This is a genomic window from Bacteroides sp. GD17, from assembly GCF_038448625.1.
GTDB lineage: Bacteria > Bacteroidota > Bacteroidia > Bacteroidales > Bacteroidaceae > Bacteroides.
In genome coordinates, this window is the sequence record NZ_JBCEZS010000027.1 from 1 (window position 1) to 16,252 (window position 16,252).

At 47.3% G+C, this 16,252-nt stretch carries 13 protein-coding genes; 2 read left to right on the forward strand and 11 right to left on the reverse strand.

Features of this window, described 5'->3' with window-relative positions; translation table 11 throughout:
- Positions 1-72: 72 nt before the first annotated feature.
- Entirely contained in the window at positions 73-573 is a 501-nt protein-coding gene (gene nrdG / locus AAE250_RS22890) for an anaerobic ribonucleoside-triphosphate reductase activating protein (RefSeq protein WP_294602418.1), read from the forward strand.
- A 285-nt stretch (positions 574-858) separates the two neighbouring features.
- On the opposite strand, the gene AAE250_RS22895 is transcribed toward nrdG, so the two are convergent.
- Complete coding sequence (locus AAE250_RS22895; RefSeq protein WP_294602420.1) at positions 859-2,202, reverse strand: threonine/serine ThrE exporter family protein; 1,344 nt, start codon at positions 2,200-2,202, stop codon at positions 859-861.
- Positions 2,203-2,334: 132 nt separating this feature from the next.
- Here AAE250_RS22895 and AAE250_RS22900 point away from each other — a divergent pair, with 132 nt between their 5' ends.
- Complete coding sequence (locus tag AAE250_RS22900; RefSeq protein WP_294602422.1) at positions 2,335-3,057, forward strand: DUF6064 family protein; 723 nt, start codon at positions 2,335-2,337, stop codon at positions 3,055-3,057.
- Between the two features lie 6 nt (positions 3,058-3,063).
- Here the strand turns inward: AAE250_RS22900 and gpmA are convergent, their stop codons facing one another.
- From gpmA to AAE250_RS22950, 10 genes are all read right to left on the reverse strand, one after another.
- Positions 3,064-3,810 carry a 2,3-diphosphoglycerate-dependent phosphoglycerate mutase gene (gene gpmA / locus AAE250_RS22905; protein WP_294602425.1) on the reverse strand — a complete coding sequence of 249 codons (747 nt, stop codon included), beginning with the start codon at positions 3,808-3,810 and terminating at the stop codon, positions 3,064-3,066.
- 192 nt (positions 3,811-4,002) lie between these two features.
- Positions 4,003-6,567, reverse strand: a complete 2,565-nt coding sequence (locus tag AAE250_RS22910; protein WP_294602428.1) for a glycosyltransferase family 1 protein — start codon at positions 6,565-6,567, stop codon at positions 4,003-4,005.
- 30 nt (positions 6,568-6,597) lie between these two features.
- Positions 6,598-8,262 (reverse strand): glycogen/starch synthase, encoded by a 1,665-nt coding sequence (locus AAE250_RS22915; RefSeq protein WP_294602430.1) that lies wholly within the window; start codon positions 8,260-8,262, stop codon positions 6,598-6,600.
- Positions 8,263-8,450: 188 nt separating this feature from the next.
- A complete protein-coding gene (locus tag AAE250_RS22920) occupies positions 8,451-8,870 on the reverse strand; it encodes an ATPase (RefSeq protein ID WP_009124232.1) in 420 nt (139 codons plus the stop codon).
- A 38-nt stretch (positions 8,871-8,908) separates the two neighbouring features.
- The gene (locus AAE250_RS22925; protein ID WP_342289452.1) at positions 8,909-10,735 is read right to left on the reverse strand and encodes a V-type ATP synthase subunit I; all 1,827 of its coding nucleotides are present in this window, start codon (positions 10,733-10,735) and stop codon (positions 8,909-8,911) included.
- Positions 10,732-11,337 (reverse strand): V-type ATP synthase subunit D, encoded by a 606-nt coding sequence (locus AAE250_RS22930; protein WP_294602435.1) that lies wholly within the window; start codon positions 11,335-11,337, stop codon positions 10,732-10,734. The genes AAE250_RS22925 and AAE250_RS22930 overlap by 4 nt, the downstream gene beginning before the upstream one ends.
- Positions 11,338-11,363: 26 nt before the next feature.
- Positions 11,364-12,692: a V-type ATP synthase subunit B gene (locus tag AAE250_RS22935; RefSeq protein WP_294602438.1), complete on the reverse strand. Its 1,329-nt coding sequence runs from the start codon at positions 12,690-12,692 to the stop codon at positions 11,364-11,366.
- Positions 12,693-12,700: 8 nt separating this feature from the next.
- Complete coding sequence (locus AAE250_RS22940; protein ID WP_294602441.1) at positions 12,701-14,455, reverse strand: V-type ATP synthase subunit A; 1,755 nt, start codon at positions 14,453-14,455, stop codon at positions 12,701-12,703.
- Between the two features lie 18 nt (positions 14,456-14,473).
- The gene (locus AAE250_RS22945) at positions 14,474-15,313 is read right to left on the reverse strand and encodes a DUF2764 domain-containing protein (RefSeq protein ID WP_294602443.1); all 840 of its coding nucleotides are present in this window, start codon (positions 15,311-15,313) and stop codon (positions 14,474-14,476) included.
- Between the two features lie 14 nt (positions 15,314-15,327).
- Positions 15,328-15,918 (reverse strand): hypothetical protein, encoded by a 591-nt coding sequence (locus tag AAE250_RS22950; protein ID WP_294602445.1) that lies wholly within the window; start codon positions 15,916-15,918, stop codon positions 15,328-15,330.
- Positions 15,919-16,252 lie beyond the last annotated feature (334 nt).

The following is a 16,252-nucleotide window of genomic DNA, read 5'->3' on the forward strand; positions in this document are numbered from 1 at the left end:
GAGCTGAACGACCGCGTCATCCACAATTAGGTCCCTCTTATCATTTTTAATTCTTAACTTTTAATTGAACCAGTGCTTTCCATTCTCGATATTTTAGAAGATACCACAGTGGACGGTCCGGGCTTCCGGACCGCCATCTATGCCGCCGGATGTCCCAACGGATGTCCCGGTTGCCACAACCCGGAGTCATGGGACATCAACTGCGGACGCTGGATGCATACCGACGAGATACTGCAAAAGGTACTTGCCGATAGTTTTGCAGACGTCACCTTCAGCGGTGGCGACCCGATGTACCAACCGGAGGGCTTTACCAAACTGGCACATGCCATCAAGAAACAAACCCGCAAAAACATCTGGTGCTACACCGGATATACTTTTGAGAAGTTATTGCAGAATCCACGCCAGGCCCAGTTACTGGAGTACATCGACGTATTGGTGGACGGGAAATTCAAGGAAGAGTTGAAGGACGAAGATCTCTACTTCCGCGGAAGCAGGAACCAAAGGCTGATTGACGTACAGGCTTCTCTAAAGAGGAATGAGACGGTAGTTTACCACTATAATCCGAAAATCTGAGATTGCGCTTGCGAACATGTATTCGCACAGCGCGAATACATGTTCAAGCAGTGCGAATATCTGTTCGCGCTGCTTGAACAGAGAATAGATACTAAAGAAAAGAACTTATCTCCCTATACCTCAGAACTTTTCTCTCAGTATCGGAGAAGTTTTCTCTATATATCCCGCTACCATNTATCTGTTCGCGCTGCTTGAACAGAGAATAGATACTAAAGAAAAGAACTTATCTCCCTATACCTCAGAACTTTTCTCTCAGTATCGGAGAAGTTTTCTCTATATATCCCGCTACCATTCTATAAACTTGCCTCTCTCCCTGCGCTTCTGCAATTCTTCCTTCAGGAAGCGTTGCCGATCTTTGGCTATATACCGGCGGGCAAAGATGTTGGGCACCGCTACCCCCAACGCAATACAAAGGATGATCAATGAAGCATTGATGCCATTGGACACTGCCGCGGTCACCTCTCCCACTATTCCATGCATATTGATAAGCGCAAAAAGCGAGCGATACATCAGCACCCCCGGAATCATCGGAATGACGGAAGGAATCGTCAGCACATGATTGGGTACATGGAACCAATGCACCGCCTTCACCGCTATCAGACTAACAACCAAACCACCCATAAACGAACCTACTACCGGACCGTATCCCAACTCGAAATTTACAAAGTTGCGCGTGCAAACCGCAATGATACCTCCCACTGCAACCACCCACAACAACCGGCGCTGGATATTGAATATCATCGAAAATCCCATCGCCGATATGGCAGCAGCAATGGCATACACAAAGTAAGAATCGTGAGGAACCATGCTCAGCTCACTGAATTTCTTGTCGATCACCACATCTTCCACTGCCAGCAGACGCATGGCAAGCACAATGCCGAAAGCCATGGCGCATACTATCAGCACCGTGTTGACAGCCCGCACAATACCTACCTGGATGTAGTTGTCTATCATATCGTCCACAAAGTTTATCAGCGGAACTCCCGGAACAATGAACAAGGCACAAGCCAGCAGCGGATGATAAGGAGTAGAAGAAGTTCCCCAGACCGTAGAGGCATAAGCCAGGCACGTGGAGATAAAGGCAGCGATGGCGATGCTCATATAATGATTGATGCCGAACTCAAAGCACCGGGCACGCACGCGGAAGCCTACAAAAGCACAGATGGAAGCATAAAGAAACGCAATCCAGTCGCACCCGAACAGCTTACAGAATCCGCCGCAGGCAAAACCGGCTCCGATAGCCACCACATAAGGAATATAATTCCGTTTCTTGTTCTTGATTTTCTCCAGTTCTTCTTCGTACTGGTCCAGCGAATAATCCTTTTCAATGGCCCGCCAGGACAACTTGCTGATTTCTGAAATGGCCGTCATATTGATGCCATGCTTTTCGCACTTCTGGAATTTGGAATACGAGTGGGAATCGTCGCTCAGATTCACAATCAGCATCGTATAGCTTACGTCGATGTGTAGCTTCTCTTCGGGAAGTCCCAGATAGGCGGCAACGCGCTTCATGTTACGTTCGATGCGGTTCGTATCAGCGGCACTTTCTACCAATAGTTTTCCGGTACGGAGCAATAAATCTAATTTTCTACGAAGGATTATTTCTTGTTCAGTTGATGTCTTATCCATTAGTTTTTGACGCTAAAATGTTGTTTTTATTTTTGGAGGTGCAAAGATAGGCAAAATGTAGAAAATGATTTCATATTTTAGCAAGAAACCTATACCTTTGCAGCCGTTTTTCTATAACAACCAATTCTGTAAATGGAAATATTCTGGAATACCATCGCGCAATACAACGAGGGAACTTGGTGGGCACAACTCATCATTACAGTAGCAGGCATCGGACTGACCATGCTGCTTTACCGCAAACCAAGCCTATGGGTGAAACGCTCCATGAAGATCTATATGGTGTTCCTGAATGCATGGATAGCCGTTGTCTACTATATGATGTACTGCAACATACGGAATTATAGTTACATTCTGACCATCTTCTGGGGAGTAATCGCATTGATATGGTTATGGGATTTATTTACCGGGCATACGCAGTTTGAACGTAATCCTAAATACAAGGTTCTCGTAGGCGTGCTCTATGCGATGCCTTTTCTCTACCCGCTTCTTTCGTGGGCACGCGGCATGGATTTTCCGATGATGACCACTACCGTAATGCCTTGTTCGGTAGCTGTATTCACCATCGGACTGTTATTGGGATTCTCGCGCAAAGTCAATCTGCTCGTAATACTGTTCTTATGCCACTGGGCGCTCATCGCATTCTCCAAGGTGTACATCTACAAGATACCCGAAGACCTCTTGCTGGCCAGTGCCACCGTACCTGCCATCTATCTGTTTTTCAAGAATTACTTCGCCCAGAATCTGCATAAGGAAACAAAACCGAGCGCGCGCCTCATGAATTATTTCCTTATCTTCATCTGTGTGATTGTTGGGGTACTGCTCAGCATTACGCTGTTCCAGGGAATAGCCAAATAAATTCATTTATTTTTTCTTCCCCTGATTAGCCACCGCCTCCATCAGCTTCTTAATCTCTTCCGGATCGCCCAGGAAATAATCATTCGTCAGATTCAGTTCATCATCAAACTCAAAGACATAGGGCACGGCAGTAGGCAGGTTCAGATGTACGATCTCATCGTCCGGAATATGTTTCAGATGCTTGATGATGCCTCGCAAGCTGTTGCCATGAGCTACGACCAGCAATTCATCGGCAGTCTTCAGATTCGGGAAGATGACGCACTTCCAGTACGGCATGATGCGTTCAATCGTATCTTTCAGCGACTCCGTGCGGGGAAGCTCTGCATCGGGCACCTCCCGATAACGGTCTTCAAAGCGCGGATTGCGCGGATCATCCTCTGCCAACGCATGCGGGGCCACATCGTAACTGCGACGCCACACCAGCACTTGTTCATCACCATACTTGGCAGCCGTCTCGGCTTTGTTCAAGCCTTGCAACTGTCCGTAATGTTTCTCATTCAGTCTCCACGACTTCTCCACCGGAATCCAATCCTGGTCGAGACGATCCAGCACACCATTCAGCGTCTTCACGGCACGCTTCAGATAAGAAGTGTACGCCTTATCGAAACGAAAACCCTTCTCTTTCAAAAGCTCGCCCGCCTTTACAGCTTCGGCAACGCCCTTCTCTGTCAAATCAACATCCGTCCAACCTGTGAAACGGTTTTCCTTATTCCATGCACTTTCGCCATGACGAAGTAAAACAATCTTTTTCATACCTTATAAATCTCCTTTTTATTTGTATTTAAAACACTTACCTGCCTCGTCTTGTTCACATGAAATGTCGAACTACACTCCCCCACAAGCATACAAAAAAAACGCATCATCTGTTTACCCGAAACAGATGATGCGTTTGACCTCAACGGATGGTCTATTTCACTCAAACAGACCATCTGTTTTCTTATGTTCTTAGATGAACCAGCGAACGTAGCAGAAGTCCTGACGGTGAGGCAGTTCTGCATTCTTCGGGAACATACGGTAGGATACCTTGAAGCTACCTGCATTTTCCAGCTTATGCTTAGCCTGGAAAGTATAGAGGTTACCTTCTTTCTTCACTACATCGAACGGTTCTACGGAGTAGATGTGCTGCTTGCCGTCTTGAGCCGTATAAGTAGTGACAAGTTCCAGACCGATGGCATCGTTCAAACCCTTCTCGTCGATCACGTAAGTGATGGTATATTCCTTGCCGCTTTCGATAGAGCCGGTGAGTAAGTCCTCGGTCTTCTCGAAAGATACCACTTCAATGCTGTCCCACTTCTCAACCACTTCTTCCTTCCAGGCAGCAAGTTCCTTAGCTTTGGCATAATCGTTGGCAGCCAACATCTTGAAACGCTTTGCTTCCTTGTTGTAGAACTTGTTGTAGTAGTCGTCCAACTGACGCTTCATCGTATAGTGCGGAGCAATCTGTGCAATGGAGTTCTTGATTGTCTTCACCCAACCTTCAGAATATCCCTTCTTGTTGCGTGCATAGTACAACGGCAGGATTTCCTGTTCGAGAATACTATAGATAGTAGCAGCATCCAACTGGTCCTGATGATCCTGGTTCTGGTAAGTACGCTTTTCAGTCAGCGCCCAACCTGCACCTTCGCGGTAGCCTTCCAGCCACCAACCGTCGAGCACGGAGAAGTTCACTACACCGTTCATCAACGCCTTCTCACCTGAAGTACCGGATGCTTCGAGCGGACGGGTCGGAGTATTCAACCAGATATCTACACCCGAAACCAGACGGCGTGCCAGCTGCATGTCGTAGTTTTCCAGGAAGATAATCTTGCCGAGGAACTCGGGACGACGGGAGATTTCGATGATTCTCTTAATCAGACCCTGACCTGCACCATCGTGCGGGTGAGCCTTACCGGTGAACAGGAACTGTACCGGATAATCGGGATTGTTCACAATCTTAGCCAAACGATCCAGGTCGGTGAACAGCAAGTGTGCACGCTTGTATGTAGCAAAACGACGGCCGAAACCAATCAGCAGTGCGTTGGGATTGATCTTGTCCAGCAGAGAAACGATGCGTGAAGGATCGCCCTGGTTCTTCAACCAAGTTTCACGGTATTGCTTGCGAACGTAGTCTATCAGCTTGTTCTTCATAGCCATACGCGTCTTCCAGATCTCTTCGTCGGATACATTATAGATAGCTTCCCAAATCTTGGGATTGGACTGGTCGTACCAGAAGTTTTCATCGAAATGCTCTGCATAAAGATGCTTCCATTCCGTTGCGCTCCAAGTGGGGAAGTGTACACCGTTCGTCACATAACCTACGTGGCTTTCTTCGGGGAAATAACCCTTCCAAATAGAAGAGAACATCTCCTGAGATACCTTTCCGTGCAGCCAGCTCACACCGTTCACTTCCTGAGAAGTGTTGCATGCGAAGACTGACATACAGAAGCGTTCGCCCTTATCGCCCGGGTTGTTACGTCCCAAGTCCATAAGGTCGTCCCAACTGATGCCCATACGAGTGGGATAACCACCCATATACTTGCCGAAGAGGCCTTCGTCGAAGTAGTCGTGACCGGCAGGAACGGGAGTATGTACAGTATAAAGTGAAGAAGCACGTACCAGCTCGATAGCCTGGTCGTACGACAAGCCTTCGGCTACGTAGTCGCAGATGCGTTGTACGTTGATCAAGGCTGCGTGTCCTTCGTTGCAATGATAGATATCTTTCTTGATGCCCAGTTTCTTCAGCGTCAAGATACCACCGATACCGAGCAGGATTTCTTGTTTCAGACGGTTTTCCCAGTCACCACCGTAAAGCTGGTGAGTGATAGAACGGTCGAACTCGCTGTTCATTTCGTTATCCGTATCGAGCAGATAGAGAGAGATACGGCCTACATTCACTCTCCATACATAAGCATGTACGAAGTAATCCAGGTAAGGAACATCTACAATTACCTGATTACCGTTTTCGTCCAACACACGGTCGATGGGCAACTGTCCGAAGTTCTGAGCTTCGTAGTTGGCAATCTGCTGGCCGTCCATAGACAAAGTTTGAGTAAAGTAACCGTAGCGATACAGGAATCCAACGGCACACAAATCAACGTTGCTGTCGGAAGCCTCCTTCAAGTAGTCACCGGCAAGTACACCCAGACCGCCGGAATATATCTTAAGTACATGGCTCAAGCCATACTCCATACTAAAATAAGCCACCGACGGACGTTTGCTGTCGGGCTCTACATCGAGATATGTACGGAACTTAGAGTATACGTCTTCAATTCTGCGCAGAATAACTTTGTCTTTTGCGAGTGCCTCGAGTTTAGCATAACTCATACGTTCCAACAGAAGTACGGGGTTCTGTCCCACCTCTTTCCAGAGGGCAGGATCAAGGTCTCTGAACAGTTCAGTAGCTTCATGATTCCATGCCCACCAAATGTTACGTGACAGTTCTGATAGTTTCTCCAATTCGGCAGGAACGTGCGATTTCACATTCACATCTTTCCAGTTAGGAGTGTTTACATTACTAACTTTAATCTTCATTGTATGATAACTTGATTGATTAATAATTCGTTAACCTAATTGACGCTTCATGGCACTGCGCAAGGCAATATCATAAGCTTCATAATAATACTGTATAAAGTGTTTCCACAAAGCCTGCTCTGCCACCTGGCCGGCACGCTTGCGGATTTCTTTGATTTCTGCCTCTGTCTTGGCAGAGAACAAAGCAATAGTGTCCTTGATGCCGTCTGCCACCTCAGAATAGTTGTAGTCCGAGCGATGCAGCACCTCTACCCCGTCTTCAATGCCATGCTGATTCTTCAGGCCGTTCACCCAAAGTCCGAAGCCTGCAAGATCCGTTGTAATGGTAGGCACGCGGAAAGCGACGCTCTCCAATGGGGTGTAGCCCCACGGTTCATAATAAGAAGGATAGACGCTGAGGTCTTCTCCTAATATCAAATCATAATAATGTTTATCGAGAATGCCGTCCTTACCATCCAGATAGCAAGGGACGAAAATGATTTTCACATTGTCTTCGGGACGGTTGCCCATACCCATATACTTCAGCATATCCAGCACCTGGTCGTGGGTCATGTTATGCAGCCAATGGGTGATGAAGGGTACTTCGAGCGGAGTGGTGTACTTCGCATCTTTCTTCTTCAGCCGCTCCTGCAAATCTTCGCGGGGGTCTCCTACCCAACTGGGTACGCTGACAATGGCCAGGACTTTCTTCTTCAAGTCCTTATCACGGTTCAGGCGGTTCAATGATTCAAGGAATACGTCGATGCCTTTGTTCTTGAACTCGTAGCGTCCGCTGGTACCGACGATAAGAGTATCGTCTCCCATATCTTCACCCAACAAGCAATTTGCCACACGCAGCATCGTGGAGCGTGCACGTTTGCGCTTACCGGTAAAAGTAGCGCCTTTCGGTACGAAATCGTCTTCAAAACCGTTCATCAGAATGACGTCGGCCGGCTTGTCGAGCAACTCCTTACATTCATTGTTCGTGATTTCGCTCACCGTAGTGAAACAGTCCACATAATGGGCTGTCTGCTTTTCAATGGAATGTTTGGACTGCATGTTCAGTTCCTGAGCCATCTGGTCGCCGTTGTAAGCAAAAAGATAGTCGTAGAGCGGCTTGTCATTGCCTGCAATGGAACGTCCGATAGAAGTGGCGTGGGTGGTGAAAATGGTAGCAATTTCCGGAACAGCCGTCTGAAGATAGAGTGCGGCCATACCCGTCATCCACTCATGTGCCTGGAATACAACCTTGTCTGTCTCCGTCAGGTTATAGCGATAGAAACTCTCTACCACTTTACCGGTGGCATAGGCAAACATGGACGCTTCGTCGTAATCGCCATAAGCATGCAACGAATCCACTTGATAGTGGTTCCACATTTCCGTATATATTTCGTTTTTCTGTGCAAAGAATGGTTGGAAATCAACCAATATGACGATAGGCTCACCCGGAATATTCCAGCGTCCTACACGGACAGAGAGGTTATCTTTTACTGCGGCATGCTTCTTCCATGCTGCACAAAGGTTATCAGACTCGATGAACAAAGGGTTCTCTTTTCCTTGCCAGAAATCCGGCCCTATAAAAAATAGTCTATCGCGAAATTTATTCTGCAAGGTATTTGCCCTGGTGGACAAAACCGTATAGATACCGCCTACTTTATTACACACTTCCCAGCTCGCTTCAAAGATGTAATCGGGGGTAAGTAGTTCTTTAGTCATACTATGTTATAATCTCTTTATCTTAATTACCGCTGCAAAAGTACGCATTATTCTTTGAAAAATAGCCTTTTAATCGAAAAATCTGATTAAATATGCATAAACAATCGTTTGCGGAAATGTTACACAACAAAAATCCCCGGAGTTTCAGTTGGAAACCCCGGGGATTTACTTTTGTTATAGTACAATGATTATACCATCAATGCAGCTACCAGCGCCAAGATAGCGTAGAACTCCGGAAGTGCGGCGTAAATCATCGTATTAGTCTGCACATCGTGGCCCTGAGAGATACCAACGATACCATTGGCACAAATCTGTCCCTGACGGATAGCAGAGAACAAACATACCAGACCTACACCCAGGCCGATACCCAGCATCAACGGACCGTCCGTGGCAAAGTTACGTCCCATAGACATCAGGAAAGCTACGAATCCATAAAGTCCCTGTGTAGCGGGAAGAGCCGACAAAATCATATAACTTGCTGACTTGGAAGGGTCTTTTTTCAATGCACCTTCTGCCGCACTACCTGCTATGGTTGTACCGAAGCAACTACCAATTCCTGCAAGGGCCAACATCAGACCCAAACCGAGATAACCTAAAATTTCATTCATAATGTTTCTATTTTTATTTGTTTCTTAATTAATTTATTTTATTTCTTTACTACACTAAAAGGTTTATAGGTTTCACCCTTGCCTTCGTAACCTGAATTCTTGAAGTATTCTACAAACGTCAGACGGAGCGGATGTACAAAGGCGCTCAGGCAAGACATGGCGATGTTCAGCGAATGGCCGAAAACCAGGATCAGTCCGCAGAACAGCCAGCCCAACGCCGGACCTGCCGCATCGTTCACCATAAAGGCAAGCTGATTGAACACACCACCCAGCATACCGCCGGCCAGGCCGAGCGCATACAGACGGATGTACGAAAGGATATCGCCCATCAATCCGGTAGCCATATTGTAGGTATCCCATACGCCGGCACCGATATTGACGAATACATTCCGGTGGATATTGTTCAGCAGATAAATGCCGATGGCAGAGATACCGCCAATCACAATGAATGCCCAGGTCGATACGTCTTCCGAGATAATCTTGAAGAAAGAAAGTCCGCCGGTACAGATGAATCCTACCACCAGCAGCAGCCATCCCCATGCACTGAGCGACTCCTTGAAGCCGAACCGTACCGTTTGTCCGACAGCTTTCACCGTCATGGCAATACTGATATGTACCACACCGATGATCAGTGCCAGCAACATCTGCTTGTCATAAGTGGTCTCGCCTATCTTTCCTACAATCATAAACTGCTTCAGCTTCTCGGGTATTTCCAGGTCGAAAAGGCTTACGCCGAAGAATGTACCCAGCACAGCGCCGATAACGGCCGTAAAGATACCCAGCGTAATCACCAGGTTCATCATGCCCCTCATTGACTTCGACATTTTCTTCTTCAGGAAGAATCCCAATGCTATCAACACCAGTCCATAACCCGCATCGCCCATACAGAAAGCAAAGAAGAGCGAGAAGAAAGGTGCAAGTATCGGTGTCGGGTCAAACTCCGCATAGTCGGGCATACCGTACATTTTGGTAAGTACCTCGTACATGCGGGTGAATGCATTATTCTTCAGCTTGATAGGTGCATTGTCTTCCCGCTTGGCAGTCCTTATTTCATAGTAAGTACCGCTTTCGTCGAGGAGTTTCTTCACCTCAGCCTCGTTGTCTACGGGAATCCAGCCCTCCAGCAGCACAACAGCACCTTCGGCCATGTGCTCACTGTTCAGCTTCACTTTCAGCAAATCGATATCGCTTTGAAGCAACAGGTTGTAGTTCTCCAACGTCCGGTAATTAGCCTTACAAAAGTCCTTCAACCCGGCATGTGCTTGCACAAGTGCCTCTTCTACATCCGCCTTCTTCCGGTTCAATTCAGAAAGGCTCAGCGAAGGCAAACGAAGCGGTTCAACGTCCAGATTCGCAGGATGCGGGGTGACGGTTACAAAATAGAGATGTCCGCCGTTCTCCTTCACAATGATAGCGTTGTAGTCTTCGACCCACGCTTCATTATAGTCTCTTTCGGGACAAGTGTAGAACTGTACAAACCAACCGGCATCTTCCAGCTTACGCACCGAGTTCCAGTCAAAATCGCCCCAGACTTCCATCTGTGCTATGTCCTTATCTATCGCGGGAATCTGCTGATTCAAGTCCTGTATCCGTGCCTGCAAGTCCTCGTATGCCTTCACCAGGGCATCGGCAGAGAGCGCTTCATGCACTGCATCTTCCGGCTGCTTCTCGGCCAGGGTATGCATACTTTGGAGCATGTTCTTATAGAGCGCACGCTTCTGCATGAACTGTTGCAGGGTATCGTCCATTTCGCCACACTGCTTTTCCACAATGTGCACTACTCCCAATTCCCGGATTTGCTCCAGGAATGCTTCGTACTCCTTATGATATACAAGGAACGTGAGCTTCTTCATTTTCGTAATCATGCCTCTGCCTCCTTCCTTTTCTCTTGATGGGACTTCATGATTTTCTGCGATGACTTGGAGAGGTTCTCCTCGTCTTCCATAAACCGCTTGATTTTACGCAGAGCATCCTGATAGCCCGGAATCTGTACTTTCTCAAAAAGATTCACCTTCTGGGTGGTCTTCTTACGCGCATGTTCCAGCAGATTCAACTTGGCAACGATAAATTCCCGTTCGATGGCAGTATGTGCCAACATCTTGAGCAAGTGCAACCCGTCTGCATACCATTTGGGAGCATTGAACAAGCTGTAGGGGCGTATCTCGAAATCTATGTTTTCGAGCAACGGTACCCGCACGCCGGCAATCTTCTTCACACCAAGATGAACATCGCTGACCTTTATCAATGAAGCGTCAAACTCATTCCAAAGGGCGAACATGGCTTCGTAAGCTTGGATTTCCTTTTCCAACCTCGCATCCAGCGCGGCAGCATCGGCCTTGCAGCGCTTCACTTCCATACGCAGGGCGCTCTCCTTATTCTTGATGATAGGGAGCGTACGCACGCGCACCTTCAGTTGCTTTTCCAACTGCTGGAGGGAGGTCTTGTTATATTGAAACTTAATAGCCACTTCTCTTAGTTATTAGTGATAAGTTATTATTTATTTGCTTTCGGCCAGAATTCATCCACCAATTCTTTCTTGATGTTGACTTCTTCCGGACGGAAATACTTGCCGAACAGGCTCCATGCTACATCAAGCATCTCTGTGGTATCGAGGTTGACGTCGATGGCCAGCAGTTGGTTGGAGTAATCCTTAGCAAAAGCAAGGGTACGTTCGTCGTAGTTCGTCAGGTCGAAACCGTTTTCAAGTTTGGTTTTGGCGTTGGCAGCATCGGCGTACAGACGTACGGCAGCATTCATTACCTGCGGATGGTCCTTACGCGTCTTCTTACCCGTAACGAGCTGTTTCAGACGAGACAAGGAACGGAACGGGTCAACAATTACCTTACCGATGTCACTGTCGCGACGGAGGAACAACTGACCTTCCGTGATGTAACCCGTATTATCGGGCACAGCATGCGTAATGTCGCCACCGGACAACGTAGTCACCGCAATAATTGTGATTGAACCGCCACTCGGGAACTGTACCGCCTTCTCGTAAATCTTCGCCAAATCCGAATAAAGAGAACCCGGCATAGAGTCTTTCGACGGAATCTGGTCCATACGGTTGGACACGATGGCCAGCGCATCGGCGTATGAGGTCATATCCGTCAGCAGCACCAATACCTTTTCATTATTGTTTACGGCAAAATATTCGGCAGCCGTCAGTGCCATGTCGGGGATCAACAGACGTTCTACCGGAGGATTCTCGGTGGTATTCATGAAGCTGACAATACGGTCCAGCGCACCGGCATTGGAGAATACATTCTTGAAGTAGAGGTAGTCATCGTTCGTCATACCCATACCGCCCAGGATGATCTTGTCGGTTTCTGCACGCAGCGCCACGTTTGCCATTACCTGATTGAAAGGCTGGTCAGGGTCTGCAAAGAACGGAATCTTCTGGCCTGATACCAGCGTATTGTTCAAGTCGATACCTGCAATACCTGTTGCAATCAGCTCCGAAGGCTGTTTACGGCGGACCGGATTCACGGACGGACCGCCGATTTCCACTTCCTCGCCCTCAATGGTAGGACCACCGTCGATAGGGTCGCCAAAGGCGTTGAAGAAGCGTCCGGCAAGTTGTTCGCTCACTTTGATTGTAGGAGCCTTGCCCAAGAACACTACCTCCGCATTGGTCGGGATACCTTCCGTACCCTCGAACACCTGCAAAGTCACATCGTCACCGGCTATCTTCACCACCTGGGCGAGCTTGCCGTTCACGGTTGCCAACTCATCATATCCTACCCCGGTTGCCTTCAGCGAACACGTGGCTTTCGTAATCTGAGTAATCTTGGTATATATCTTTTGAAATGCTTTTGTTGCCATCTTATTTATTATGCTTTACGTTCTTCAATCAATTCCTGCAACTGCTTGCGAAACTTGTCATACTCTTCCGACTTGAACTTCGAGTAGTTCATCTGCTTGCAGATGTTGATCATCTTCTTAAAGTAATCCATTACCTCGTTGAAGTTGTCGAACTCAAATTCAGTGTGGCAGATGTCAATCACCATATTCAGAATCTCTTCCTGACGTTCCATCGGAGTCACGGCATCAATCTCGTCGAAGGCATCCTGCTGCAAGATAACAAAGTCAATCAACTCCGATTTCCAGAAGGTTACGTGATATTCTACCGGTACACCGTCATCACCCAGGATGTTGATCTGTTCGGCAATTTCCTTACCACGTTGCAGACGGGTTTTGATTTCATTCACCTTACCAATCCACTCACCGTTGATATGTTTGGTGATATACTCCTCAAACTCAGGATATTCGATGTATTTGGAATAAGAGTCAATCGGATTCACGGCAGGATAGCGTTTCTTGTCCGCACGGTCTTGTTCAAGGGCGTAGAAGCAACGAGCCACCTTCTTGGTATTCTCGGTTACAGGTTCCTTCAAGTTACCACCGGCAGGAGATACGGTACCGATAAAGGTAATGGAACCGCTTTCGCCATTATTCAGTTTCACATATCCGGCACGTCCGTAGAAGTTGGAGATGATAGAAGACAAGTCCATCGGGAAGGCATCAGGACCGGGCAACTCTTCCATACGGTTGGACATCTCACGCAATGCCTGCGCCCAACGGGAAGTAGAGTCGGCCATCAGCAACACCTTCAGACCCATGCTTCGATAATATTCTGCAATGGTCATTGCCGTATAAACGGATGCCTCACGGGCAGCCACCGGCATGTTCGAGGTGTTAGCGATGATGATAGTACGTTCCATCAACTTACGTCCTGTATGCGGGTCCACCAATTCGGGGAATTCGGTGAAGATTTCCACAACCTCGTTGGCACGCTCACCGCAGGCAGCGATAATTACGATATCCGCTTCGGCCTGTTTGGAGATAGCGTGCTGAAGCACCGTCTTACCTGTACCGAACGGACCGGGGATAAATCCGGTACCACCTTCCACAATGGGGTTCACCGTATCGATTACGCGCACGCCTGTTTCCAAAAGTTTAAAAGGACGCGGTTTTTCTTTATAATTAGTCATGGCACGTTTTACAGGCCACCGTTGTATCATGTTCACATTAACATCATTGCCTTCTGCATCAGTCAGCACGGCAATGGTATCTTCAATACCGTAATCGCCTTCGGCTACGATGGATTTCACGGTACATACGCCTTTCTGTTCAAAAGGCACCATAATCTTCAGCGGCTGAAAGTTTTCATCCACTTGTCCCAGCCAGGCGGCAGCTTCTACCTGGTCGCCTACCTTTGCCAACGGCACAAAGTGCCACTTGCTTTCCTTGTCCAGCGGATAAGTATATTGTCCGCGTTTCAGGAAAACACCATCCATCTTGTCGAGGTCGTTCTGCAGACCGTCGTAGTTCTTCGAAAGCATACCCGGTCCCAGCGTCACTTCGAGCATGTGTCCGGTAAACTCGGCTTCGGAGCCCACTTTCAGTCCGCGGGTGCTTTCAAACACCTGCACATAGACCTGGGTGCCTACCACCTTAATCACCTCCGCCATCAACTTGTCTCCACCGGTCGAGATATAACAGATCTCGTTCTGAGCCACCGGTCCGTCAACGACGAGGGTCACCATGTTGGCTATTACGCCACTAACAGTTCCTTTTGTTGCCATATAATTATGTTATTTATTTTATCTGAATTCTGCGGGTATCTGCACCTCGTCCTTCAATGCAGCAATAATACTGCGGAACATCTGGCTACCCTTTTCCTTATCCAACGAAATCCATCGTTCTATCATCTCCAGCTGCAGCAGGAAGACAAACAGGCGCTCTACTGTGAAATAGTTGTAGAAAGTGGCTTCTTCCATCCAGTTCCAACGGAGCTGGTCTATCTTCTTTTCCCGTTCCACCAGTTCTTCCGTCTCACTGATTTTCACCAACTGCTCCAAATAGTCCACTTCACCGCTCAGACCAAAGTCACGGGCACTGGATGTACGCAAAGCTTCGCATACTTCCGTATCGCCCACAATCAGCGGTGCAATGTCCAACTTGAACTTCCGTGCCGTGAATGCCACCAATACATTGTTGATAGTAAGATTGAAAGCAAACCACGAAGACACAAACTTATTCTTGCACTTCATGGCATAGGCATAGTAAAGCGCTGCCAGACGGTCTTCATACAAGAATCCCTCTTCGGCAGGCATATTGAAGTATTCGGAAATAAAGGCGGATAGATAGGATGGAAACGCATGAGGAGACACCTCATCACCATCCTTCAGCTGCGAGATGTACTCTGCCAACTCTTCCGCAGAATAGTTTCCACGCGGATCGATGGCAGCATCCTTATCCTTCAACAGTTTCAAAACATTTGCATTGTCGAATTTCAGATAAAACAAGTCGATCAACTTCCTGTCTTCTTCCGACAAGGCCGGATAAAGCTCCGTCTTGAAATCTGCTACTGTATAGCTCAGCTTGCTGTCCTCCAGAGTGAGTTCGGGCAGACCGGCTATCAAGTAATAGTATTTACTCATAATCCTGTGGGAGTTTAGAACAGCATTTCCACTAGTTGCGGACGCAGGAATTCCTTGAAGTAATTCATAAATTCTTCTTCGCCGAAGTTCACTTTATACGAACCGTCGGCAGGCGATACGGAGAACAGTGTCTTGATACCGTTTACCTGTTCAATCTTCACACCTTTATCCAGCAAGCCCTTTGCCTGAGCTGAAAAATACTTCTTCAGACCTTCAGCATCGGTGGTAGAAATCACAATCGGTTCATTCACACTCCATTTGGATGCCAATGCAACGATGAAGGCATTGAGGTAATTTTTGTCTGCCGCAAATGCCTTTACATCAGCATTCACAATCTTATCTGTCACCAAAGTGGCAATTTCCGATTTCAAGGCATTCACAGCCTGACCGGCAAACAACTTTAACTCTGATTTTGTATTCTCTGCCAGTTCATCGGCAGACTTATGAGCAGCAGCCTTGATTGCATCCGCCTCTTTATTGGCATCTTCTACAATCTTCCGGGCTTCCTCCTGAGCTTTTGCAATAAGCTTCTGGGCCTCTTCATTACCTTTTTCTACCCCTTCGCGGTAGATCTTATCGGTCAGCTCTTGAATTTTGTTTTCCATGTTTACAGGAGTTATTATATGATTTATATTATAATATTAATTGCGTGATTTTATTTCCTATTAGATTCACGCCAAAATTACAAAAATACATTTGATATTGGATAGAAAGAGAGAAAGAAATGTTCTTTGTTTTCCAAAAAAACATCATTTTAAACCAGAAAAGTACCGTAAATATAGCAAGAAGATAACAATTGTACAGTGCAGATAGCATCTGCATAAACACAAAAAGCCCCCACATCTAATGATATGGAGGCTTCTCTCTAAAACGGCGACTACCTACTCTCCCACTGTTACGCAGTACCATCGGCGTGACCGGGCTTAACTTCTCTGTTCG

Coding starts and splice junctions, on each gene's coding strand:
- AAE250_RS22895 (WP_294602420.1), bottom strand. CDS start 2,202: ATGGATAAGACATCAACTGAACAAGAAATAATCCTTCGTAGAAAATTA.
- AAE250_RS22900 (WP_294602422.1), top strand. CDS start 2,335: ATGGAAATATTCTGGAATACCATCGCGCAATACAACGAGGGAACTTGG.
- gpmA (WP_294602425.1), bottom strand. CDS start 3,810: ATGAAAAAGATTGTTTTACTTCGTCATGGCGAAAGTGCATGGAATAAG.
- AAE250_RS22910 (WP_294602428.1), bottom strand. CDS start 6,567: ATGAAGATTAAAGTTAGTAATGTAAACACTCCTAACTGGAAAGATGTG.
- AAE250_RS22915 (WP_294602430.1), bottom strand. CDS start 8,262: ATGACTAAAGAACTACTTACCCCCGATTACATCTTTGAAGCGAGCTGG.
- AAE250_RS22920 (WP_009124232.1), bottom strand. CDS start 8,870: ATGAATGAAATTTTAGGTTATCTCGGTTTGGGTCTGATGTTGGCCCTT.
- AAE250_RS22925 (WP_342289452.1), bottom strand. CDS start 10,735: ATGATTACGAAAATGAAGAAGCTCACGTTCCTTGTATATCATAAGGAG.
- AAE250_RS22935 (WP_294602438.1), bottom strand. CDS start 12,692: ATGGCAACAAAAGCATTTCAAAAGATATATACCAAGATTACTCAGATT.
- AAE250_RS22940 (WP_294602441.1), bottom strand. CDS start 14,455: ATGGCAACAAAAGGAACTGTTAGTGGCGTAATAGCCAACATGGTGACC.
- AAE250_RS22945 (WP_294602443.1), bottom strand. CDS start 15,313: ATGAGTAAATACTATTACTTGATAGCCGGTCTGCCCGAACTCACTCTG.
- AAE250_RS22950 (WP_294602445.1), bottom strand. CDS start 15,918: ATGGAAAACAAAATTCAAGAGCTGACCGATAAGATCTACCGCGAAGGG.